Genomic DNA, 24,208 nt, shown 5'->3' on the forward strand with positions numbered 1-24,208 from the left:
ATAAAAAGACAAAAATCATTTATAGCGGCTAAAAATGGGGTTAAATAAAAAGTCTGTTTTTTCGACAAAAAATTTTGCGTTTCTCGTCACCCTATTGCTTATTTCCGGCTGCGCAAGCATACAGAAGCCGGCGGGCGGACCGAAAGACCGGACACCGCCAAAATTGCTAAAGGCCACGCCGCCGAACATGACCAGGAATTTTAAGGAAAAGCAAATACGTCTCGACTTCGACGAATATTTTAATCTTAAGAATCCATTCCAGGAAATTATCATAAGCCCTACGCAAGAAAAGCCGCCGACGTTTAAAGTGAGCAAAAAATCGATCGTCGTCGACTTTAAAGATACGCTTGAAAAAAACACTACCTACGTTATCAACTTTGGAAAAGCCATCGCCGACGTAAACGAAAATAACGTACTTGAGAATTTCACATACGTTTTTTCTACCGGTCCGCACATCGACTCCTTAAGTATATCAGGTGATGTTAAAAATTCGCTAACCGGGGAAAAAGTGAAAGACGCAACTGTAATGCTTTTCCCGGTAAAACAAGACACGCTTTTTGGCAAAAAGAAACCTTCTATTTTCGCTACTACCGATACGTCCGGAAATTTTTCGCTCAATAACCTCCATGCAGAAGATTATCATATCTATGCCTTGAAAGAAGATAACCCGAACAAAATATATGACAATGAAAAAGAACTTGTCGGTTTTTTGAAGGCTGCGATCCATTTGAATAAAGACACCTCAAACATTCATCTCAGCTTGTTTAAACAGGATCCTGAAAAACTAAGAGTTGTTGACCGTCGTTTCGATCTTGATGGGAAACTTTTCTTTACTTTCAATAAGCCGGTCGAAAACCCATCGGTTAAGGTTATCGAACCAGCGGCACTTAATAGTCAAAAGATAGTAGACATTAACCCAACCCGTGACACCATAGGCATTTACATGCGTTCTATGGATTTTGATTCGATAAAGGTTGCGATGATTCAAAACAACAAACCCTTTGACACGGTAACCTTGCGTAAGGCGCGAAAAGAAAGCTACGAGCGGATCATCAAGTTGCAATACAATACGAGCCCTGACGGAAAACTAAGGCCCTCGGATGATCTCATTGTTACTTCGAGCCTGCCGCTGGAAAACTTTGATCAGTCACTCATCGCCCTGACCGAAGATTCTGTCAATATATCCAATTACAAAATAGTCCGCGATACCGGAAGCCTTCACAAGCTATTGTTCAAATATCCGTGGAAACAAAACAGCCGCTATCAACTGGTATTTAACGAAGGTGCATTGACGGATATTTACGGCGACAAAAGCAAAAAGCTTGCAACGCTTTTCCAACCCGACAAAACCGAAAACTATGGACAATTAACTGTAAAAGTAAGTATCCCGGATACTTCAAAAGCTTACGTGGTTGAGTTGTTAAATACGGATAGAAAGGTGGTACATACCGACCCTGTTACCAAAAAAACCACGCTCAGCTACAAAAATTACCGCATTGGTAAATACTATATCAGGGTTGTATACGACACTAACAAGAACGGCAAATGGGACAGCGGTAATGTAAAAAAAAGGTTATACCCAGAAAATATCTGGCAGTACAGCAAAGAAATCGTACTGCGGTCGAACTGGGATGCGGAGGAGACGCTGGATATACCCAAGGAGCCTATTGTTCCTTAAACCAGCCGGAATACATAATGTAGTTATGCGGCAATTGCCGCAGCATATCTTTTTGCTCCTGGCTTAGTGGTTTAATTTTTTTTGCCGGCGTACCGGCATACAGGTAGCCGGATTCGCAAATGGTATTCTCCAGCACGACAGAGCCTGCTCCAACGATCACGAATTCCTCTACCACGGCATGATCCATTACAATAGCTCCCATACCTATCAATACATGGTCTTTCAGCGTGCAGCCGTGTACAAGCGCATTGTGCCCGATAGAAACGTTATTGCCTACCTCTGTACCTGCTTTAAGATAAGTACAATGGATAACGGCTCCATCCTGCACATTTGTATTGTCCCCTATCCGGATATAATGTACATCTCCCCTGATAACCGCATTAAACCAAACCGAGCAATTATTGCCCATTATTACATCGCCAACGATCGTACAGTTTTCGGCAACAAAACAGTTTTCTCCCCATACGGGGCTCTTGTCTTTCACGGGCAGGATAACAGGCATATTTTCAATTATTGAATTATCGGTTTACTGAATTATTGAATGAATTTACTATGTTTGGCTTACCAAAGCGGAAATAGCTCAGTCGGTAGAGCATCAGTTTCCCAAACTGAAGGCCGCGGGTTCGAATCCCGTTTTCCGCTCTTATTTACACCCACCACCCCATCTCAAATTTTACTTTCGGCCGCTCTTTATTATATAGGTTAAGGACCACTTTTACCGCTTTTATCCGCCACTCCAGGGCTGCTTCGCCGGGTTCCATGTCTTCATCTTGCCTGGATTTGCCCAAAACGGTCTCAAGATGGTCGCGAATTGCCTGGAATTGATGCTTAGCATCCTCGTTTTCACTTAAAAATTCAACCGACTCCAGTGACTTCGTGCCACTATGTTGTTCATGGTTCCAGCATACTGTTTTTAAAGGCAGGCTAAGCCCGTTTAATATCTTCTTTTGTCCCCATTGATAAATGGTCCGGTCGGCCCTGAATTCCTTTTTTGCATATAACTTATCTGCCTCAATATCCACGCCCCATTTCAGAAAAATACCCGCATCTTCAAACAAAATACCGTCTGTCAGGGCCACTACACCGTCTGATGGTACTATCGTTATTTCCGGCTCGTCTTTCCTCTTTTTAAAAATTGAAAATAGTCCCATAAATAATCAAAACACGGTATCATGTACCGGCTCAGCATGTACCTTATAATCAGTTGTATAATGCAGGCCCCGGCTCTCCTTCCTTAACATGGCCGATTTCACCACAATATAAGACACCTGTATCAAATTTCGCAACTCGCAAAGTTTAACCGACAACTTGGTTTTTTTATAAAAATCCTCGGTTTCTTCGTAAAGCAGCCCCAACCTCCTCATCGCCCGGTCAAGCCTGAAATCGGAACGTACTATACCTACATAATCGCTCATCAGTTTCTGCATCTCGCGGATATTATGTGTAACCAGGATATCCTCGTTGGACAACTGCACCCCATGTTCGTTCCAGTCGGGTATATTTTCGGGAATAACGTTATTCCCGAAGGTCTTTATAGCATCCTCGTATATTCTATGGGCAAATACCAATGCCTCGAGTAAGGAGTTGGATGCTAACCGATTAGCGCCATGTAAACCCGTTGACGAACACTCACCGCAAGCATAAAGACGCATAATCGACGATCTGCCGGAATGATCAACCATGATACCTCCGCACATATAGTGACATGCCGGCGCTACGGGTATCATATCCTTGGTCATGTCAATACCTATCTCAAGGCACTTGGCATAGATATTAGGAAAATGTGCCAGGATATCCTTTTTGGCGCGATGCCTTATATCAAGATATACGTAGTCTTCTCCGGATTTCTTTATCTCATTATCTATCGCCCTGGCCACAATATCCCGCGGCGCCAGGGATTTACGCTCGTCATACTCCTGCATAAACTCCAGGCCGTTGGTACGCTTTAATATACCGCCAAATCCTCTTACCGCTTCTGATATCAGGAATGACGGGTATTCGCCCGGGTTGTATAAAGCGGTGGGATGAAACTGTATAAATTCCATATTCCTTACCTTGCCTTTTGCACGGTAAACCATAGCGACACCGTCGCCCGTGGCAATAGTAGGATTGGTGGTTATAGAATAAATATGCCCTGCCCCGCCAGACGCCATAACGGTAACCCTGGATAATATCTTCTCTACATGCCCATTAATCGTATTCAGTACATAAACGCCATAACAATTTATGTCCGAAGTCGACTTATCTACAAACTGCCCCAGGTGGTGCTGGGTTATCAGGTCTACCGCAAAATAATGTGTTAATATGGTAATGTTTGGGTTAGAATGTACCTGGTCAAGTAAAGCGCGCTCTATTTCCCAACCGGTAATATCCTTATAATGTAACACCCGAAACTCTGAATGGCCGCCCTCTTTTGCAAGGTCGTACATCCCTTCATTTGTCTTATCAAAGTTGGTACCGTAATCAATAATTTCTCGTATTCGCTCCGGTCCCTCCTTTATTACTATCTCCACAGTTTTCTTATCGCACAGGTCATCACCGGCAACCAGTGTATCTTCTATGTGTTTTTCAAATGAATCTTCTTTTTTATCAACAACTACAGCAACGCCCCCCTGGGCATACTTAGTGTTCGATTCATCTTCGTTTGATTTTGTAACTATCAGTACCTTACCATGCTTTGCTGCTTTAAGTGCAAAACTTAATCCGGCTATTCCAGACCCTATCACCAGGAAATCACAAGTTCTAGTCATTTTTTAAGTATATGTTGTGTAAAAGTACGGGTTATGTTAGAAAGCGCTTTAAAAGCTGTTAATTTTGTGTAAGTAAAAAATCAATAAATAATTAAATGGTTGAAAAGTTACTTTCAGATGGATTTACACACCATTTTATCAGCGATTTTTGCATCTGTTTTCTTACTTAATTAACATTTTTAACACGCTCAAACTATTAACATATCAGCTTTTAAAAGTATTTTAATGCAATTAGATAAGTCTTAAAATCAATTAAATAGATTTTAAAAATGTATCAAAATTTGTTGAAAAAATGTCACAAATAACTTTTAGCTTGGTTTGCAGCACTAATTTTAAACAGAATTAACACACCAATAACAATAGCTTTTTTCTTTATATAAAAAGTATTGTTATTAATTGAATTGTTGAAATGGATACCTTAGATGAGCTCAATGTAAAAGGATTTGTGGACGAATACATCGACCCAACACTTGATCTTTTTGAAGAGATAGAACGATTAAAAAAACAAAAGAATGCGGTTATTTTGGCTCATTATTACCAGGAACCCGATATACAGGATATTGCTGATTATATTGGCGATAGTCTTGGGTTATCCCAGCAAGCAGCTAAAACTGATGCAGATATCATTGTATTTGCCGGCGTTCATTTTATGGCTGAGACCGCTAAAATATTATCACCACAGAAAAAAGTCCTTTTACCCGACTTAAAAGCAGGGTGCTCATTAGCTGACAGCTGCCCGCCCCATTTGTTCAGGAAATTTAAAGAGAATTACCCCGATCATCTGGTCATCACCTATGTGAATTGCACGGCAGAACTGAAAGCATTGAGCGATATTGTTTGCACATCCAGCAATGCGGTACAAATTGTGGAAAGCTTACCAAAAGATCAGAAGATCATCTTCGGGCCAGATAAAAATTTGGGTGCTTATGTTGCGAAGAAAACAGGGAGGGATTTGGTTTTATGGAACGGAGCCTGTATGGTTCACGAGATATTTTCGAGAGAGAAAATAACAAAATTAAAAGAACGCCATCCGAATGCTAAATTATTGGCCCATCCTGAATGTGAGGATGTTATTCTTAAAATGGCTGACTATATCGGATCGACAACAGGACTGTTAAAATATGCTACCAAAAGCCCTGAAAAGGAATTTATTGTAGCTACCGAGTCAGGAATAATTCACCAGATGCAAAAGGATAATCCGGATAAAATATTTATACCTGCTCCGCCAAATAACCAATGCGCCTGTAACGATTGTCCGCATATGAAAAGAAACACACTGGAAAAACTTTACTTGTGTATAAAAAATGAAATGCCTGAGATAACCGTTCCGGAACATATTATTGAAAAGGCCGTGAAGCCTATAGAAAGAATGCTTAATATATCGGCCAGGTTAGGCTTGTAAAAAAAGTACACCTATCCTTATTTAAAGGATAGGTGTAAGAAAATTAGTTTTCAGGGTCTTTCACATCAATAACATCCTGTACGCTTTGTGATTACTCCATGTCGGTGGCCTAACCGATTTATTACCTCCTTTTGCGTCATCTTCCGTTATCGTGTATTTTGTAGGTTCGCGAGGTGTTACCGGTGTAATGGGTGGCTTATTATTGTCGTTCTTTTTACAGGCTGCAATCTTCAGCAATATAAAGGCAGATAGCAACAATAGTCTGTTTATCATAGCTAAATTGAAGCTTACTATTAATAAAGTAAACTTCAATTTAATTGTTACAAACCATTCTAAATGGTTGGTTTAAATAAGCTTTCGTATTTTTGTAGCGGAATTACGTCCGATGCCGATTAAAGAAATGGATGTAACCGTATAATTATGTTTGAAAATAGCGAAAAAGCCAATATAGAATCCTTAGGCGAGTTTGGGTTGATAGACCATCTGACCAGGCAGATAGAACTGAAACAAAAGAGCACGCTGAAGGGTGTCGGTGATGATGCTGCTGTGATCGATTTTGCAGGAAAGAAAGCATTGATATCAACCGATATGTTGCTGGAAGGTATCCATTTTGACCTGGCCTACACACCCCTTAAACATTTAGGTTATAAGGCCATACAGGTAAACCTCAGTGATGTTTATGCTATGAATGGCATTGCCACGCAGGTAACAGTGTCCTTGGGCATCTCAAGCAAATTTACCTTAGAAGCAGTTGAGGAGTTATACAAAGGGATTTACCTGGCTTGTGAAAAGTATAACGTTGACCTGGTTGGCGGCGATACGACATCGTCAAAACAGGGGTTGGTTATCGGCGTTACCGCGCTGGGCTATGCAGATGAAAAGGATATTGTATACAGAAGTGGCGCTGAAGAAGGCGATCTGATCTGCGTTTCCGGCGACCTGGGCGGAGCTTATACAGGGCTACAGTTGCTGGAGCGCGAGAAGCTGGTTTATCTTGAAAACCCCAACATACAGCCCGATCTTGAAGGCAAAGATTATATAATAGAGCGCCAGTTAAAGCCCGAGGCGCGAAGGGATATCGTTGAATTATTAAAGGATATCAGCGTAAAGCCAACCGCCATGATCGACGTTTCCGACGGACTGGCCTCTGAAGTGCTGCATATCTGCAGCCAAAGCAACAAAGGCTGCAATTTGTACGAGGAAAAAATACCCATCGACCCAATGACTTATGAAACTGCCCGGGAATTTAACCTCGACCCCACAGTTTGCGCTTTGAGCGGAGGCGAGGACTATGAATTGCTATTCACTATAAAGCAAGCCGATTATGACAAGATGAAAAATCTTGCTGATATAAGTTTTATAGGCTATATTACAGAAGCATCCGCGGGGCGCAACCTGGTTACAAAAAGTGGTACTGTTCACGAATTAAAAGCACAAGGCTGGAACGCATTTAAAAGGTAAAAATTTAAAATCGATCTTATCATGAAAAAAGTATGCCTGTTGGCTCTGTTGTGTTTGGCTGTTGGTCAGCTAAAGGCCCAAAAAGCGATTGTTTTTAAAGTTAAATATTTGCCCAATCACGAATATAAAATGGCGGTCTCAATGGGCATGAAGATCGATGCGACATTAAAAGGCGACCAGTCGTTAATAGACAAGCTGAATGCGGAAGGTATAACACAGCCTGTTTCTGTTAATTTTCAATTCGGGATGCATGCCGATACCAAAACGGGCGCTGTAAGCAGCGATAATATGATCCCTTTAAATATGGAGGTAAGGGTCGACAGTTTGTCTGTAATAGCAAATGGAAAACAGGCGCCAATCCCACCAAACATATCGGAGAAAAGCGCCAAAATTGTCGGACGGGCAGGCTTGGACGGCCTGTCTATGATGATTGATTCCGTTGCAGGAAAAAAGACAAACGACTCGACCCAAAAGAATATGAAACAAATGATGAGTTTGTTCCAGAAGCAAATTAAATTCCCTGAGAAAGGACTTAAACCCGGCGAATCTTTTACACAAACCATGCCGTTAAATATACCCATAGGAAAGGATAGCACGAATAAGATACACATGGATTACAGCATCACCTATAAGCTGATAAGTGTTGCAGGCGGGAAAGCTTATTTTGATGTGGTACCAAATTTCTCTATGAATTTTGCTATAAAAACAATGAATATCAGTATGTCGGGAACTGGCCTTGGGAAAATGATTTATAGTATAAAGGACAATTTCCCGCTGTCAAATAATGGGAATTTTAACCTCGACATCAAAGTGACATCCGATAAGTTAAATGTCGACGGTAAGGCTGTTGTCACGACGAATTCTAATACGATGATAAACTAGCGACTGCGGTTATTCTTCGTCTAAATATTTCTGATCCAGTTGTTTGTTGGCTTTTGCTCCAAGGCCTTTTATTCTTTCTGCTGTTTTGGTTAGGTTGCCATTGCCTTCAGTAAGTTTATTGATGGCGCTATCATAGGCATTCTGGCTTTGCTTGAGGTTTTTACCTATGCCTTCCATATCACCGACGAAGCCGACAAATTTATCATACATAGAGCCGCTAAGGCGGGCAATCTCAAGTACATTGCGATTTTGGCGTTCTTGTTTCCAGATGCTGGAAATAGTGCGCAGCGTAGCGAGTAAAGTAGACGGGCTCACAATAACAACCTTTTTTTCCCAGGCATAACTGAATAGCTCCGCATCTAATTGTACGGCGAAGCTGAAAGAGGATTCGATCGGAACAAAAAGCAACACAAAATCGGGAGAGTTGATCTGGTACAGGTCGTGGTAGTTTTTTGAGGACAGGCCAAGTACATGATTTCTTATCGATTCCACATGAGCCTTCGAGTACAATTTACGCTCTTCTTCTGTTTCGCAGTTAACCAGACGTTCGTAAGCCAACAGGGATACCTTAGCGTCGATGATAAGGTGTTTCTCATCCGGCAGGTCAACTATCACATCGGGCTGTAAACGATTACCTTCGGGCGTTATAAGGCTAGCTTGGAGACGGTATTCGCGATCCTTAACCAGGCCTGAACGTTCAAGCACCCGTTCCAGTATTACTTCTCCCCAATTACCTTGTTTTTTACTGTCACCCTTTAAAGCTTTTGTCAAATTTTGGGCCTCGTTGCTGATCAATTTATTCAGTTCCATCAGCTGCGATATTACTCCCTTTAAGGTGTTCCGTTCGGCAGCTTCCATGTTATATACCTTCTCTACCTTTTCTTCGAAAGCTTTGATGTTCTCTTTCAATGGGTTGAGCAAAATATCCAAATGCGCCCGGTTTGTCTCCACAAATTTTTGTGATTTTTCGTCGAGCAACTTATTGGCTATATTCTGAAATTCCAATTGAAATTTCTGCTGAATTTCCTGTATAGATTTTTCCTGGTCCGCCAGGCGCTCCCGTTGTGCCCTAAAAGCTTCTTCTGCTTTTACCATACGGCTTTTCTCGGCAAGTAGTTCCTGGTTTAACGCATTAACAACTTCTTCTAAACGGAGACGCTCTTCCTGCAGAGTTCGATCAGCTTTATCGCGTTCGGCAGCAAGGCCCGTGGCCCTTTCTTCAACCTTAGCCAATCCAATTTGAAGTTGATTGTTTTCCGTCTTCAGTTTCGCAACCTCGTCAGCCGATATCCCTTCAGCAGTCTTTGGTTTTTTCAGGAAAAAGAAAACAGCAATAAGCAGTATAACAACAGAAACGATCAGAAAAGCCACACTCATTTGATAAAAATATTAGCAAAACGAAGGTATGAAATTTCGAAGATTGATGACAAAAAATTTCGTAGGACGGATATTATTTACCAGGCGCTTTCTCAACCCTTAACCCTACGTCACTCACTTCGTGTAAAGGGTTATCGCGCATGTTTTGTTCGATCTGGAAATGATAGGTTCCCTTAGCAGGGAATTTGTAGTTGGTAATGACTGGCACCTGGTAACTGTATAAATTACCCGAACCTGTCCCCAGCCAGCGACCGTCCGGCTCGGCCAGTTTTAGTTCGAAGCGGGTAAGTGAATTCAGTCCCGGCCCATTGCGCCTGAGCAGTACAAAAATGTTGGAATAACGATAATCACCCGTCACCCGCAGGTTGATGTAAATGTTATAGGGGATGGAAGCATCGTCTATTTTCACATCATTTTTGATGGTATTTGCGTACGACCAGTTGCGGTTTTCGATGGATGTATTCTGATCGGTAATAGCATTGGGGTCGGCGCAGCCTGTTGCTAACAGAACAATTATTGCGGGCAATGCTACCAGAAGCTTTTTACGAGCCGCTTTCGTTACCTTTATTATCATTACGATTTTGCTTGTTCTTATTTGGCCTGAACCTGCGTTTGTTCCGGTTGTTGTTGCTACCCTGCCCTTCTGCCTGGCCATCCGGCTGGCGCACCTGCTGCTGTGCCGGCCTGGGCTGCTGCTCTTTCACAGCGTTTCCCTGTGGCTGTGGTTGCTGCGGACGGTTCCCCTGGTTCTTATTTCGGTTCTTGTTTTTCTTTTTGTTACGATTGCGCTCATCAAGGCGGGTGAGGCTATCCTGTCCCACTACGTTCTCATAATCCAATACTTTAGCAGGTTTGCTTTCCAGCTCCTTTATTTCGCCGAGGTCGGGTGGAAATATACCGTCTTTATTTTGCTGCTGAATTTCCTTTACCCGGTCAATTTCCAGCGGGATCCAGCTATCCTCCATCGGGTAGCTAAACCACATCAGTTTCTTAAAGATATCGGTCTTTTGCAGGCGCGCATCGCCCTTTTCGGTCTTAAGCACATTTACGTTATCGGGTATGCCTTTTAAGGCATCCATATAAGTATCCAGTTCGTAGTTGAGACAGCATTTCAGCTTGCCGCACTGACCGGCCAGTTTCAGCGTGTTTAAAGAAAGATTCTGATACCTGGCGGCTGATGTGGAAACCGTTTTAAAGTCAGTTAACCAGGTAGAGCAACACAGTTCGCGGCCGCAGGATCCTATCCCGCCAAGGCGGCTTGCCTCCTGGCGCATCCCAATCTGCCGCATCTCGATACGTATTCTGAAGGCTTCGGCCATACGTTTGATCAGCTCGCGAAAATCAACACGTCCCTCGGCTGTATAATAAAAAGTGGCTTTGGTTTTATCGCCCTGGTAGTCAACATCGCTTATCTTCATGGACAGACCCAGTTCCAGCGCCAGCTTGCGGGAACGGTGCATGGTTTCCCATTCCAGATCTTTAGCGGCCTTCCATTTTTCAACGTCTGTTGTAGTAGCTTTCCTGTATATTTTTTTAGTAACGTCTTCCTCCTTTACCCGGTGTTTTTGCATCTGCATGCGCACCAGTTCGCCGGTTACCGAAACGTGACCGACATCGTAGCCGCCCGTAGCGGTTTCAACAGCTACCAATTCGCCGGCCTCCAGGTAAATATTATCGTTATTTACGAAAAAGTCCTTTCTTGAACCTTTGAATTTAACCTCGATAATAGCGAAAGGCTTATAGTTTGCCGGCATATCCATGTCGGAAAGCCAGTCGTAAACGTCTAATTTGCTGCAACCATTAGTAAGGCACGAACCGTTACTTTTGCAGCCAGCGGGGGCACAACCACCCGTTGAGCAACTTCCACATCCCATAATTTAGTTCGGTATATAATGAGTCCCCAGGGGGAGCGTTTTAAAATTTAAAACTTTAACAATTTGTAAAGATACATCTAAAAATAGAATTTTCGGATTTGCATTTCTTTCCACGTGGTAATGAGCCTTTTCCAGCTCTGCGCTTATGGCCTGGGCCATCGCAGTGTTCATTACGCCGGTCATTTTTTGAGCTGTGTCCAGCTCCTGCGGCGGTAAATGCACCAGGCTTCCGGCTCCCGCCATTAACAGGCAACATTCGCGGATGAAACTGATACCGTATCGTAAAAAATTCTTTTGATTTTCCCGGCCAAGCTTGGCCGCCTGGTCCACAAAAGCCATTATTTCCGAGCCCTTGTTTCCATAGCAAAGCCTTAGCCACTGCACAAAAAGAGCGTGAAAGCCTTTATCCGATTGCTTTAGCATTGCCAGCGCTTCCGTCATGTTTCCATTACTCAGGTAAGCTATTTCCGAGGCGGCAAGTTCGGTTTGATGATGGTTTTCCATCAGGTCCAGTTTAATGTCGTCGTAAGCCAGAGCGGGAATTTTTACAAGTTGCGTACGCGAAAGAATAGTATTCAATATCTGGTCCTGGTTTTGGGCCACCAATAAAAACAAAGTATTGGGCTGTGGTTCTTCAATGATCTTCAGCAGCGAATTACCTTCCTTTTCCAGGTATTCGGGCAACCAGAGTATAAGCACTTTGTAAGCCGATTCGAACGGCTTAAAGCTTAATTTTTTTATGATCTGGTGACACTCGGCAATATTGATGTTGGCTTGTTTATTTTCGGCATCCAGGTAGCCGCGCCACAAGTCAAGGTTCAGGTACGGATTCGCCAAAAAGGCCTCGCGCCATTGCTCGATAAAAGATAGCGCCGTGTCATTTTTGTCTTTGGCGAAAAAGGGGTAAGAAAAATGCAGATCGGGGTGTACCAGTTTTTCATATTTCCGGCAGGAAGAACAAACGCTGCAGGAATCTCTGTCTTGCTTATCCTCGCAGGAAAGGTATTGAGCATAAGCAACAGCAAGCGCCAAACTCCCCGACCCTTCAGGCCCCAGGAACAATTGCGCATGACTCACTCGGTTGTCCCTTACCGTGGCCATCAATCTTTGCTTTACAGCTTCCTGCCCTATTATGTGTTTAAACTGCATTTGGTGCAAGGTAGTAATTAGACATGAGATTAGAGAAATGAGATAGCTGCGGCAAGGCCGGAATTTACATTGAACGGATACAAGATTAACCAGTATCTTTGACTATGCTCTCGTATCTCATATCTCACGTTTCAAATCTTAAAGCATGAGAGTTATGGCTTTTGATTACGGTACCAAACGCATTGGCATAGCGGTTACAGACCCTATGCAGATCATTGCTACAGGGTTGGATACCATTCACCCAAAAGATATTGTTGATTACCTTAAAAAATACCTGCAAACCGAGACCGTTGAACGATTTGTTGTCGGCGAACCGAAGCAAATGGACAACACGCCCTCGCAATCGGCCGTTCACGTCAAAGGATTTGTCAACCTGCTGAAGAAAACTTTTCCCGAAATTCCTGTAGAAATGCTCGATGAGCGATTCACTTCTAAAATGGCATCAGCAGCTATCGCTCAAAGCGGCATGGGAAAAAAAGCCAGGCAAAATAAGGAACTGGTAGATACCATTTCGGCGACCATTTTATTGCAGTCGTGGATGCAAAATTTCCATTAAATTAATTTTCTTACTTTTGCCGCATGGAGATTCTACCCCATGACCTTCAGCTCTACCTCGAAGATCATTGCGACCCGGAACCCGCGGAGTTGCAAAAAATCAATCGCTATACTTACCTGAAGGTGCTTCGTCCGCACATGTTGTCGGGCCATTACCAGGGCCGGTTGCTGAGCATGTTGAGCAAAATGATGCAGCCGCGGCGTATACTGGAGATAGGAACATTTACCGGCTATTCAACCATTTGCCTTGCAGAGGGACTGGCAGAAGATGGCCTGATCCATACCATAGAGATCGACAGGGAATTTGAAGAAATGCTTAACCAACATTTCAAATCAACAAATGTGGATAAAAAGATAATCCAGCATTTCGGCCCCGCAGCCCAGATTATCGTAGAAATAAATGAAGATAGCTTCGATATGGTTTTTATCGATGCCGACAAAAAGAATAATTTATCTTACTTTAATTTAGTATTTGATAAAGTAAGATCAGGCGGGCTAATTATAATTGATAATGTTTTGTGGAAAGGTAAGGTATACAGCGAAGAAACAGACGCTGACACCAGATCGATCCGGGAACTTAATGATCACGTTGCCAAAGATACCAGGGTGGAAAAATTGATACTCCCGGTACGCGACGGCATTATGATCATTCGAAAAAAGTAGATTATGAAGAAAACAATTCTGGTTATTGCTCTTTTACTAAGCTGTATCGCAGTTTCAGCTCAAAATACCTCTACATCCTACATCGAAAAATTCAAAGACAACGCCATCCGCATTATGCACCAGAGCGGTATACCCGCCAGCATTGTACTTGCAGTGGCCATGCACGAATCAGGCAGTGGCACCAGTTTGCTGGCGCAGCAGTTCAATAACCAGTTTGGTGTTAAAGGAAGCGGAATGAACGTCCTTTACACGCAAAAAAAGAGAAAGCTTACACCTTACAAAAAGTATGAATCGGTTATGGATTCTTTCCAGGATTTTGCCCGCATCATGACCGAACGCAAGCAATTCAGCCACCTTAACCAGGAACTTAAGCACTACGATTATGTAGGCTGGGCCAAAGGTATTCAGCGCAGCGGGTATGCTGCAAGCCGGAAATGGGCCGCCCAGGTTTTGGGGCTTATCAAAAAGTACCAGCTCAACCTTCTCGACGAAAACCCCGCTGATCAGGCCCAGTTAGCAGCAGCAACACCATAAATTGACTAATAAATCTTAAGTTTGGGGTGGAATAATCTGTTCCATTTTTAGGTTTATTGAGCATGCAAAAAATCGTTTACTCTTCCATTTTATTTATTGCAGGTATTTTTCTGAGCTCATGCTCTGTACATAAAGATCTTATCAGCAACCGGGAGGCACGCCGGAACAACCAACAGGTACAAAAAGACAACAGCGAAGCCATTGCTAATTATAGATCAATGACATCGCTGGAGTATATTGATCATTATAAAACCGTTGCTATACAGGAAATGAACCTTTACGGTATACCGGCAAGTATTACGCTGGCGCAGGGATTATTCGAATCGGGTAGCGGTAACAGCGAACTTGCCCGTGTGGCCAATAACCATTTTGGCATTAAATGCAACAGTCAATGGCAGGGTAAAACTTATTATAAGGACGACGATAATCACAACGACTGCTTCAGGGTATATAACAATGCCGAGGATTCGTACCGCGATCATTCTGAATTCCTGAAAAGGCCGAGATATGCCAATCTATTTAAGCTGGACAAGAACGATTATGTAGGTTGGGCAAACGGGCTGAAGGCCGCAGGTTACGCCACTAATCCCAATTACCCGCAACTGCTGATCAACGTTATACAGAAATATAACCTGGACCAGTATGATCTTCCGGAGACACCTGTACAGAAAGAGCAGCGCGAGGATCGCGTACTGCCGCAGATAGAGGCCAACGCGATAGCTGCGCTGAAGGATACGGTAGCCAAAATGACTGTTACCGATACACCCGTTGACTCAAATACTCAAAATAAAACATATACAGTTGCACAGGGCGATACACTATACTCTATTTCACGACGTTTTGGACTAACCGTCGACCAGCTAAAATCGTTAAACAACCTGCCCGGTAATAATATTAAGATAGGGCAAAAACTGGTGGTAGGGAAATAGTGGGATAATTATTCAATTAATGCGAATGCAAGCCGGTAAGAGAGATAGGTTTTTTAAGAAAAAATTTTGGCTGATATTACCGGTATTAGCAATTCAAGTGTTTACAGCACTAGGCCAGGACAAGCAACTCGACGGGATAGTATTCGATAAGGATACGAAGGAACGCCTGGCCCGAATAGGCATATTGAACCTGCGTACAGGGGCGCTGTGGTACAATGATCTTAAAGGGGCTTTTAAGATAGATGCTCGGATCGGGGACAAGCTGGTGTTTACCAAAGAGGATTTTTTGCCCGACACCGTTTTGGTGAAAAATACTGAAAGCATGGTTATTTACATGCAGCGCACGGCGATAATGTTGAAAGAAGTGACCATCCGCGATTCGCTTCACACACCGTTACAACGCTTGCTGGCTACCAAAAGGGAGTATAATAAAGCATACGGTTCCCGTGCTTTCAGCGACCCGTTCAGCACGGCACCGGGTGGCGGGGCAGGGCTTAACCTGGATGCATTGTACAATTCGTTAAGTAAAAGCGGGCAGAACGCGCAACACCTGCAGGAGCTGATACAAGGTGATTATGAGCAAAATGTGATCGATTATCGCTTCAGCCGCTCATTTGTTGGCAATATCACCAAATTAAATGGCGAGGACCTTACTGAGTTTATGCATCGCTACAGGCCAAGCTATTTTACGGTAACAAACGATACCGAATATGAATTTATCGTTTATATCCGGACGAGTTTGAGAAGATTCCTGAAATCAAGAAAATCCTATGCCTTGCCACCGTCACATCAAACTAATTCCGAATTAGATTCGCCTAAAGCTGTTTCAGAAGACTGATCCCGCCAATCGGAAGTGGCTTTGGGAATAGTGGTACAGGGGACAATAAACATGTATATTATCCTGTTATAGAAAAGGATTTTCTTTTAAAAACCAACGGGTTTTGCTTTAATTTGCATCACTATGTTAAAGACAGGTCTTGGACTATTGCTATTTACTTTTATTTTCTCGTCCGCCTTCGCACAAAAAACCGATACCTTAAAAGCAGACACTAACTTGCTCAACAAATATCGTCTTGAGCCGGCCCGCAACTCGCTTCCTAGCCACGTAAGACCTGTCCAGGTGACAGAACAATTAATACCTGTGGAGCTGCTCGATTACAAGGTAAGCTACTGGCATAAGAGTGTCGTATGGGGACTCAACTTTAACCAGGCGGCTTTTACCGGTAACTGGAGTGCCGGTGGGATAAGCTCGGTGGCATTGGGGACAAATTTCGATTTTAAAGCAGATTACAACAAAACGCCGCTCGACTATACGACGGAGACCAACCTCATCTATGGCATTGCTGCGAACAAGGGCCAGGGATCACGCAAAACAAACGACCGTATATTTTTAGATAACAAACTGGCAACGCGAATATCAAAACAGTGGTATTTTTTCGGATCGCTAAGTTTTGAATCTCAATTTACCGCAGGGTATACTTATACTGATGCCGCAGGTAACCCTGTGACGAAGGGACTTACCATTTCAAACTTTATGGCGCCAGGCTACCTGACCGAGTCCATCGGTTTTGAGTACAAGCCCAATAAATATTACGATATACGCTTGGGCACCGGCACGGCGAAACAGACCTTCGTAACCGATACTACTATTTACCACAACCTGCCGGAGAACTACGGTGTGAAACCCGGCCACACATTCTATAACCAGCTGGCATTCCAGGGGGTAGCAACAGTGGATAAGGACCTGATGAAAAATCTGCATTTGAACGCCCGTTACGCCATTTTTATCCCATATGTACAGCCATTTGCCTATACCACGCACCGCGTAGATGCTACCCTGACAGCAAAAGTTAATAAATTGATCAACGTTAGCATGAACGCCACACTGCTTTATGATAAGAATACCTCGCACGACCCTCAGGCCACTGAAGGGATATCAATGGGCGTAGCTTATACATTCCCGTGAAATTTACCTTAATAGGGATGCTTTGTCGTATTTTAGCGGAATATTTTTCTCTAAACCGAACAATAGCTATTCCTATATGACCCCCGAACAGTATGTTTATAAAACCAAACCTCCTTATGTTTATTTGGTGATTTATCTGTTGAGCGCAGGGTTTTTCTGTTTTATCGGGAGTTTGGTGATGCCAATGTTTAAGAACGCCGCCCACGCGCATGATCAGTCGTCGGAAATTATTACCGGGATCATTTTAGGAGGATTCCTCTTTTTTGTGTTGTGCAGTTTGTGGCTTATTCTCGCATTTAAGATATGCTACCTGACTTCAACAGAACTTGTGATCACCAGGCCGTTGCTTTCTTGGAAGCGGACAGTTTTATTCACCGAGATAGAGCGGACATTTCATAAGGACAACAAGATCGATATAAGCAGGAGTGCATTTACAAGAGATTGGGTGAAAGTAGGAGAAACTGTTAAGCTACAACTTAAAAGTGGCAGTATCATCAGGGTAAGCAGTATGGAGACCAGCGGTTATCAGACATTTATTAAAAAACTCGAAACTCAAATCCGAAAATCCAAATAAGCTTTACCCAAGTTTGATTGAGCAAATCACTTCAAAATCTTAACTTTGCACCCTTATTTTACTTGTAATAACAATGTTTGAAAATCTTTCAGATAAACTCGACAGGGCGTTCAAGGTCCTGAAGGGCCAGGGGACCATTACTGAGATAAACGTGGCTGAAACCATGAAGGAGATCCGCAAGGCCCTTCTGGATGCTGACGTTAACTATAAAACCGCCAAAACTTTTACCGATGATGTAAAGCAGAAAGCGCTTGGTCAAAATGTGCTGACTGCCATATCGCCGGGACAGTTGCTGACCAAGATCATGAACGACGAGCTGGCTGCCCTGATGGGTGGCAGCACCGCCGAATTGAATTTTCCGGCTACACCTACCGTTATCCTGATAGCAGGGTTGAACGGTGCAGGTAAAACCACTTTCAGTGGCAAGCTGGCTAATTTCCTGAAAACGCAAAAGAATAAAAAACCCTTACTGGTTGCCGGTGACGTTTACCGCCCTGCGGCCATTGAACAGCTAAAGGTTTTGGGTGAGCAAATAGGCATACCGGTTTATGCTAATTTGGAATCGAAAGATCCGATCGCGATAGCAAAAGAAGGTGTTGCCCTTGCCAAACAGCAGGGTAATAACGTTGTAATAGTAGATACAGCGGGTCGTTTGTCGGTAGATGAGGCCATGATGGTGGAGATAGAACAGGTAAAGGCAGCTGTTAACCCGCACGAGATATTGTTCGTGGTGGATTCCATGACAGGCCAGGATGCTGTTAATACCGCCAAAGTATTTAACGACAGGCTGGACTTTACCGGCGTGGTGCTGACTAAGCTTGATGGCGATACCCGTGGTGGTGCGGCGCTATCGATCAAGTCGGTGGTAGATAAGCCTATCAAATTCATTGGTACGGGTGAGAAGATGGAAGCACTTGATGTATTCCACCCGGATCGTATGGCTTCGCGTATCCTGGGTATGGGCGACGTAATATCGCTCGTTGAACGCGCGCAGCAGCAATTTGACGAGAAAGAGGCGGCCGAACTGCAAAAGAAGATCCGCAAGAATAAATTTGATTTTAACGACTTCTACAGCCAGATACAGCAGATCAAGAAAATGGGTAACATGAAGGACCTGATGGGCATGATACCAGGCGTTGGTAAAATGATGAAGAATGTTGAAGTTGATGATAATGCTTTCAAAAATATCGAGGCTATTATCCAGTCGATGACGCCATTTGAAAAGGAGAACCCGGATTCGATCAACCAAAGCCGCCGCAACCGGATCGCAAAAGGTTCGGGGACTGATATGCAGGAAGTGAATCGCCTGCTAAAGCAGTTTGAGGACATGCGTAAGGTGATGAAGCAGATGAGCAACCCTGCCGCTATGGCCAATATGATGCGAAGAATGCCGAAATAAGAAATATGCGAAAGTAACTCAAGAGCGGCGGCAGCCGCTTTTTTGTTCCCTAAATCATTTACCTTTGGCTACTCAATATTCCTTTATGCGCAAGCCGTTTTTATATCTCTTATATTTCTCGCTATTAATTTCGCTGCCTGTAAAAGCGCAGGTACCAGGTGCAACCATAGATGTGCAGCACTATGGTTACGCTATCCGGGTAAATGATCAGAATGATACGATATATGGCAGGGCCGAAGTGACCGTCAGGTTTTTGCAGGAGGCGGGATCGTTTAACCTCGACCTGACCAGGCCGGACAAAAGCGGGAAGGGGATGACAGTAACCAGTGTAATGGAAAAGAAAAACCAGCTGGAATTTAAGCAGGCTGAGCAGTCGTTAAACATTTTGTCGCCGGCGCGTGAGGGGAGCAAGCACACTTACATTATCACTTACCAGGGTATTCCGGCTGACGGGTTGATCATCGCAAAAAATAAGTTCGGGCATCGCGGCTTTTTCGGCGATAACTGGCCCGACCGCGCACATAACTGGATGCCTTGTGTGGACGATCCGGCTGATAAAGCAACGGTCGATTTCATTATAACGGCACCGGCTCACTACCAGGTTGTTGCAAATGGCGCAAAAGTAAGCGAAGTAAACCAACCCGGCGACCTGAAAGTTACGCACTGGAAGGAATCGGAGCCGCTTTCGACAAAAATTATGGTGATCGGCATAGCTGATTTTGCTATAGACCATGTTGCTGATATAGGAAAAGTACCTGTTTATAGTTATGTATACCCCGAAAACAAGGAGGTAGGTTTTGCCGGCTATGCTTATGCAAAAGAGATACTTCCCTTTTATGTACAAAAATTTGGACCCTATGCCTTTGAAAAATTAGCAAATGTGCAATCCAAAACAAGGTTCGGCGGCCTTGAAAACGCGGGCTGTATTTTTTATTACGAGAATTCCGTAGGCGATAGAAGCCTGGAGGAACTAATGGCCCATGAAATAGCGCACCAGTGGTTTGGCGATGCTGCCACAGAAAAAAGCTTTGTACACCTGTGGCTAAGCGAGGGCTTTGCGACTTATATGACCAATGTTTATCTTGAAAATAAATATGGTGAAGATATCTTAAAACAGAGGCTTATAGCCGACAGAAATGATGTTTTTGCGTTTGAAAAAACGCGGTTTACTCCAGTTGTTGATACAGCGGTAAAGGATGATTTTATGCAACTGTTAAACCCAAACAGTTATAAAAAAGGCGGGTGGGTGTTACACATGCTGCGCCGCAAACTAGGAGAGGAAAAGTTTTGGAAGAGCATACGTGAATACTATGAAAAGTATAATGGCAGTAATGCTAATACCGACGATTTTCAGGCGGTAATGCAAAAAGCCGGTGAACAGCCGCTGGAACAATTTTTTAAGCAATGGCTGTATACTCCAGGTCATCTTCAGCTGTCAGCTAAATGGAATTATGACTCTGCTGAAAAAATGGTGGAGATTGAAGTGGGGCAGGTACAAAGTAACCTTTACGAATTTACCCTTGAGTGCCAGATAGGTGACGAAGTGCATCAAATTGAAATAAAGAATAAGCTAACCACGGTGCAGATCCCGGTAAAGGGAACGCCAACCAATGTAATTTTCGACCCCAATGTAAACTTACTTGCCGAGATAAAGCTTGAGAAAGGGAATTGACGCCAATGGTGTATATTATTCTATTTTTATAACAGTTTATCATATTATGTTTGGCAAATAAACTTATTGCAGAATAATATACTTTTTCGCAAGGCGATACGTTTTATAATAAACAAGCCAAAACCACTATGAAGCTTAGCCCCAAAGCTTCGTAGCGATAAACCTCTAAACACGTATCGCTATGTTAAAGTCATGTCAGTCCATTTATGTATCGCTTTACAGGTGGACATTCAAAAATTTCGGCCAGGGTGATCAACCCCGTTTCAAATCGCTGTTCAACGTAAGCTTTTTGCTTATTATCGCCCTAACATGCCTGTTGCTGGTCATGCAGCTCATGCTGCGGTCGCAGATGATAACGGCTACACCGCTTACCGAAACCACGCTGGTATTCGGTGCAACATTTTTGCTGCTGATCAATCATTTCATGTTTTTAAACAATAAATGGTTCAAAAACATCAATGCGCGCATGCGTTTGCTTGGCAGGCACAACCCAAACACCTGGTCGGTTGTAGTACTTGTAAACGTGATCCTGATCTGTGGTTTTTTGATCTTTACTATCGGGTAAGCGCAATTGCGGAAACTTCCGGATTTCTGTAACTTACGCCGTATTAAACTTTGTCACGGTGTTAGTTAAAACTTTCGGCAGCGCAGTATTCGGTATACAGGCTATTACAATTACGGTAGAGGTAAATATTGCTGCCGGTACTAAGTACTTTATTGTCGGTTTGCCTGATAATGCTGTCAAGGAGAGTTATTTCCGTATCGAGTCGGCACTCAAAAATACAGGTTATCGTATGCCGCGCCAGCAGGTTGTAGTTAATATGGCGCCTGCCGATATCAAAAAGGAAGGTTCGGCCTATGATCTTACTATCGCTACCGCTGTGCTGGCCGCATCGGGACAGGTGGAAGCGAATGACCTGGACAAATACATCATCATGGGCGAGCTATCGCTCGACGGCAGCCTTCAGCCGATCAAAGGTGCATTGCCGATAGCTATACAAGCACGAAAAGATGGTTTCAAAGGATTTATATTACCTAAACAAAATGCACGCGAGGCGGCGATAGTTAACGATCTGGAAGTTTATGGAGTTGAAAATATAACCGAAGTGGCGCGGTTTTTCAATGGCGAAGGCCAACTTCAGCAAGAAATAGTAAATACCCGAGAGGAATTCTTTAACAGCCTCTGTAATTACGACAGCGATTTTAGCGAAGTAAAGGGACAAGAAAACATTAAACGTGCCCTGGAAATAGCCGCCGCCGGTGGGCATAACGTGATATTGATCGGTCCGCCGGGGGCAGGTAAGACGATGCTGGCGCGCAGGCTGCCATCGATATTGCCACCCCTGACCCTGTATGAATCGCTTGAGACTACCAAGATACATTCTGTGGCAGGTAAACTTTCTACTACAGATGCTTTGGTCACGATAAGACCGTTCCGCTCGCCGCACCATACTATCAGCGATGTTATTAAATAGTTGTTTCAGTTTTGTATGTTTGTTTTAATTCAATCCTTTCTGAATAAAGCATGTCACGCAAAAAAACGAATATAGAGTTACCTCTTCCCAATAAATTAGCGATATACATTCGCGTTTCCACACAACAACAAGCAAAAGAAGGCATTTCTGCTTTAGACCAAAAAATGCGGGGTGAAAAACTTGCCCGTGAATTAGGATGGGATTTTGAATTTTATGATGATTCAGGATTATCCGGAACTAAAGGAATTGAAGATCGACAAGGCTTGTTGAAAATGCTTAACGACATTGAAGATAGGAAAATCGGTGGAATGTATTCAGTAGATATAGATCGATGGAGCCGAGATTCTAACTATGAAGAGCCTCAGTATATAATAACTAAATTAAAGGAGGCTGGCATAAAGATATATTTCCCAGGAGGTGAGTTTAATTTAAGCGACCCAAACATTGAATTGATGGGGCGAATTAAGGGTGTTTTTGCATCTTATGAAAGTTTACAAACGAAAGCTCGCGTAAAACGTGGACTTGAAAGAAGCATGTCGGAGGGAAAGAATGCTGGAGGCGGGGCCATGGTTGCCTATGGATATGACAGGATTGATAAAGTCTTACATATAAACGAAAAGGAAGCTACAGTCATTAAAAACATTTTTGAGTTGTATATCGGTGGCATGGGTTCATTCGCTATTGCAGGATACTTAAATGACAGGGGTATACCGACTAAAAGGAATACCACGGCTTCCGGCCAAATGAGAATTGGGAAAAAAAGAATAGTTACTATAGAGGATGGAGCAATTATTGAAGATAAGCAAGTAAAACAACCTAAAGAATTTAAATGGAGAGATAGCGTTGTAATGAGCATCCTTAAAAACCCGATATACAAGGGAGAGAAGCGGTTTAATGACCAAAAAATCCCTTGCCCTATCATCATAGAACCCAATATATTCGATAGCGTGCAACTGTTATTTGCGGAACGAAAAAAATTCAAATCACCACCTAACTCAAATGACCCCAATCGGATAACGAAAAATAAGTTTCTTTTAAAAGGTTTACTTGTCTGCGGTAGGTGTTTTAAGTCTTTTTACGGTAAGCTTAGAGCAGATCTAAAAGACAAGGCTTATGTGTGTCTAAGTCAGAAATACAAAAATGAATGGTGCGGAAATAAAGGAGTAGATATAGATTTTCTAAATAATTTGGTTTGGAATGAATGCTTAAATATTGAACAAGCCATAGTTAAGCACTTTGAACGATTTGAAGAAGAAAATAGCTATAATGGAAATTCAAGTATAAAGGACAACTTAGCAGATGTTGAGTTTGCGAATAAAAGTTTAGACGAAATTCAAAAATCAAAACTGAAGTTATTGAGAAATTTTAATGAGGAAAGAATCAGCGAATCAGACTTTAAATTACTTAACAGTGAATATGATAACGAAATTATAATTTATGAAGATAAAAAGGCGACCGCAGAAAAAGCACTTTCCGTTTACAGAAGTAAGGATAAATTAATAGCTCACGTAAAAAATTACCTTAAACTTATCGAACCGGAAACAGCAACGTTTGAACAAAAGCAAAGCTTTATTAGAGCGTTTATAAAACGTATAATATTAGACAGGGGCTTATTTTGGACAAACTATAGATATCCGGAAGCGCATCGTATCATTATCGAATATAAATTCGATGAATTAACAGGTTTAAAGATGACCAATAAGGTCGAGGTCGGTTATAAACCAAATGGACATAGGTCCGGGGAGATAACTCACGAAGTTAATCTATCGCAACATTTATGGTTAGGGGATGAGCAAACAACAGGTTCTCGTTTTTTAGATAATATCGAGCATAAATATTGAATACTCAATTGATACTTCCTGTAAAAA

At 42.9% G+C, this 24,208-nt stretch carries 23 protein-coding genes, 1 tRNA gene and 1 pseudogene; 17 read left to right on the forward strand and 8 right to left on the reverse strand.

From position 1 onward, the window contains the following. Positions 1–34 precede the first annotated feature (34 nt). Positions 35–1,678, forward strand: a complete 1,644-nt coding sequence (locus FRZ54_RS03515; RefSeq protein WP_147030266.1) for an Ig-like domain-containing protein — start codon at positions 35–37, stop codon at positions 1,676–1,678. On the opposite strand, the gene FRZ54_RS03520 is transcribed toward FRZ54_RS03515, so the two are convergent. Further along, positions 1,665–2,180, reverse strand: coding sequence for a gamma carbonic anhydrase family protein (locus tag FRZ54_RS03520; RefSeq protein WP_147030267.1), 516 nt, complete (start codon positions 2,178–2,180; stop codon positions 1,665–1,667). The genes FRZ54_RS03515 and FRZ54_RS03520 overlap by 14 nt on opposite strands. Before the next feature lie 67 nt (positions 2,181–2,247). Between FRZ54_RS03520 and FRZ54_RS03525 the strand changes: the two genes are divergently transcribed. Then, positions 2,248–2,320: transfer RNA gene (locus tag FRZ54_RS03525), tRNA-Gly, on the forward strand. Positions 2,321–2,325: 5 nt separating this feature from the next. Here FRZ54_RS03525 and FRZ54_RS03530 read toward each other — a convergent pair. Both FRZ54_RS03530 and nadB read right to left on the reverse strand, forming a co-directional pair. Continuing rightward, on the reverse strand, positions 2,326–2,829 hold the full coding sequence (locus FRZ54_RS03530; RefSeq protein ID WP_147030268.1) for a hypothetical protein: 504 nt from the start codon (positions 2,827–2,829) through the stop codon (positions 2,326–2,328). 6 nt (positions 2,830–2,835) lie between these two features. After that, positions 2,836–4,428, reverse strand: a complete 1,593-nt coding sequence (nadB, locus tag FRZ54_RS03535; RefSeq protein ID WP_147030269.1) for an L-aspartate oxidase — start codon at positions 4,426–4,428, stop codon at positions 2,836–2,838. A gap of 409 nt (positions 4,429–4,837) precedes the next feature. On the opposite strand from nadB, the gene nadA reads away from it, so the two are divergent. Continuing rightward, positions 4,838–5,830 carry a quinolinate synthase NadA gene (nadA, locus tag FRZ54_RS03540; protein WP_147030270.1) on the forward strand — a complete coding sequence of 331 codons (993 nt, stop codon included), beginning with the start codon at positions 4,838–4,840 and terminating at the stop codon, positions 5,828–5,830. A gap of 60 nt (positions 5,831–5,890) precedes the next feature. Here nadA and FRZ54_RS03545 read toward each other — a convergent pair whose 3' ends face one another. Further along, positions 5,891–6,103 carry a hypothetical protein gene (locus tag FRZ54_RS03545; RefSeq protein ID WP_147030271.1) on the reverse strand — a complete coding sequence of 71 codons (213 nt, stop codon included), beginning with the start codon at positions 6,101–6,103 and terminating at the stop codon, positions 5,891–5,893. A gap of 147 nt (positions 6,104–6,250) precedes the next feature. On the opposite strand from FRZ54_RS03545, the gene thiL reads away from it, so the two are divergent. Together thiL and FRZ54_RS03555 are read left to right on the forward strand one after the other, a co-directional pair. Beyond that, on the forward strand, positions 6,251–7,291 hold the full coding sequence (gene thiL, locus FRZ54_RS03550; protein ID WP_147030272.1) for a thiamine-phosphate kinase: 1,041 nt from the start codon (positions 6,251–6,253) through the stop codon (positions 7,289–7,291). Positions 7,292–7,312: 21 nt separating this feature from the next. Continuing rightward, the gene (locus FRZ54_RS03555) at positions 7,313–8,173 is read left to right on the forward strand and encodes a hypothetical protein (protein WP_147030273.1); all 861 of its coding nucleotides are present in this window, start codon (positions 7,313–7,315) and stop codon (positions 8,171–8,173) included. Between the two features lie 9 nt (positions 8,174–8,182). On the opposite strand, the gene rmuC is transcribed toward FRZ54_RS03555, so the two are convergent. The 4 genes from rmuC to FRZ54_RS03575 all read right to left on the reverse strand — a co-directional run bounded on the left by rmuC (position 8,183) and on the right by FRZ54_RS03575 (position 12,573). Beyond that, a complete protein-coding gene (gene rmuC, locus FRZ54_RS03560) occupies positions 8,183–9,550 on the reverse strand; it encodes a DNA recombination protein RmuC (protein ID WP_147030274.1) in 1,368 nt (455 codons plus the stop codon). Between the two features lie 73 nt (positions 9,551–9,623). Then, entirely contained in the window at positions 9,624–10,124 is a 501-nt protein-coding gene (locus FRZ54_RS03565) for a gliding motility lipoprotein GldH (RefSeq protein ID WP_147030275.1), read from the reverse strand. Beyond that, the gene (locus tag FRZ54_RS03570) at positions 10,093–11,424 is read right to left on the reverse strand and encodes a PSP1 domain-containing protein (protein ID WP_147030276.1); all 1,332 of its coding nucleotides are present in this window, start codon (positions 11,422–11,424) and stop codon (positions 10,093–10,095) included. Before FRZ54_RS03570 ends, FRZ54_RS03565 begins: the two co-directional genes overlap by 32 nt. 3 nt (positions 11,425–11,427) lie before the next feature. After that, positions 11,428–12,573: a DNA polymerase III subunit gene (locus FRZ54_RS03575; protein ID WP_147030277.1), complete on the reverse strand. Its 1,146-nt coding sequence runs from the start codon at positions 12,571–12,573 to the stop codon at positions 11,428–11,430. Between the two features lie 145 nt (positions 12,574–12,718). On the opposite strand from FRZ54_RS03575, the gene ruvX reads away from it, so the two are divergent. The 12 genes and pseudogenes from ruvX (at position 12,719) to FRZ54_RS03635 (ending at position 24,181) form a co-directional block, all read left to right on the forward strand. Then, positions 12,719–13,129: a Holliday junction resolvase RuvX gene (gene ruvX, locus FRZ54_RS03580; protein WP_147030278.1), complete on the forward strand. Its 411-nt coding sequence runs from the start codon at positions 12,719–12,721 to the stop codon at positions 13,127–13,129. A gap of 23 nt (positions 13,130–13,152) precedes the next feature. After that, positions 13,153–13,791: an O-methyltransferase gene (locus FRZ54_RS03585; RefSeq protein ID WP_147030279.1), complete on the forward strand. Its 639-nt coding sequence runs from the start codon at positions 13,153–13,155 to the stop codon at positions 13,789–13,791. A 3-nt stretch (positions 13,792–13,794) separates the two neighbouring features. Then, positions 13,795–14,325 (forward strand): glucosaminidase domain-containing protein, encoded by a 531-nt coding sequence (locus FRZ54_RS03590; protein WP_147030280.1) that lies wholly within the window; start codon positions 13,795–13,797, stop codon positions 14,323–14,325. A gap of 62 nt (positions 14,326–14,387) precedes the next feature. Then, positions 14,388–15,254, forward strand: a complete 867-nt coding sequence (locus tag FRZ54_RS03595; protein ID WP_147030281.1) for a glucosaminidase domain-containing protein — start codon at positions 14,388–14,390, stop codon at positions 15,252–15,254. A 97-nt stretch (positions 15,255–15,351) separates the two neighbouring features. Beyond that, entirely contained in the window at positions 15,352–16,092 is a 741-nt protein-coding gene (locus FRZ54_RS03600) for a hypothetical protein (RefSeq protein WP_147030282.1), read from the forward strand. 123 nt (positions 16,093–16,215) lie between these two features. Then, entirely contained in the window at positions 16,216–17,220 is a 1,005-nt protein-coding gene (locus FRZ54_RS03605) for a DUF3078 domain-containing protein (RefSeq protein WP_147030283.1), read from the forward strand. Between the two features lie 76 nt (positions 17,221–17,296). Continuing rightward, entirely contained in the window at positions 17,297–17,794 is a 498-nt protein-coding gene (locus FRZ54_RS03610; protein WP_147030284.1) for a hypothetical protein, read from the forward strand. A gap of 73 nt (positions 17,795–17,867) precedes the next feature. After that, positions 17,868–19,193, forward strand: coding sequence for a signal recognition particle protein (ffh, locus tag FRZ54_RS03615; protein ID WP_147030285.1), 1,326 nt, complete (start codon positions 17,868–17,870; stop codon positions 19,191–19,193). An 85-nt stretch (positions 19,194–19,278) separates the two neighbouring features. After that, positions 19,279–20,865 (forward strand): M1 family metallopeptidase, encoded by a 1,587-nt coding sequence (locus tag FRZ54_RS03620; RefSeq protein ID WP_147030286.1) that lies wholly within the window; start codon positions 19,279–19,281, stop codon positions 20,863–20,865. Positions 20,866–21,046: 181 nt separating this feature from the next. Continuing rightward, positions 21,047–21,430 carry a hypothetical protein gene (locus FRZ54_RS03625; protein WP_147030287.1) on the forward strand — a complete coding sequence of 128 codons (384 nt, stop codon included), beginning with the start codon at positions 21,047–21,049 and terminating at the stop codon, positions 21,428–21,430. A gap of 58 nt (positions 21,431–21,488) precedes the next feature. After that, positions 21,489–22,331, forward strand: a pseudogene (locus FRZ54_RS03630) (YifB family Mg chelatase-like AAA ATPase); the annotation flags it as partial. A gap of 59 nt (positions 22,332–22,390) precedes the next feature. Next, positions 22,391–24,181, forward strand: coding sequence for a recombinase family protein (locus FRZ54_RS03635; RefSeq protein ID WP_147030288.1), 1,791 nt, complete (start codon positions 22,391–22,393; stop codon positions 24,179–24,181). Positions 24,182–24,208 lie beyond the last annotated feature (27 nt).

It is taken from the genome of Mucilaginibacter ginsenosidivorans (assembly GCF_007971025.1).
Lineage (GTDB): Bacteria > Bacteroidota > Bacteroidia > Sphingobacteriales > Sphingobacteriaceae > Mucilaginibacter > Mucilaginibacter ginsenosidivorans.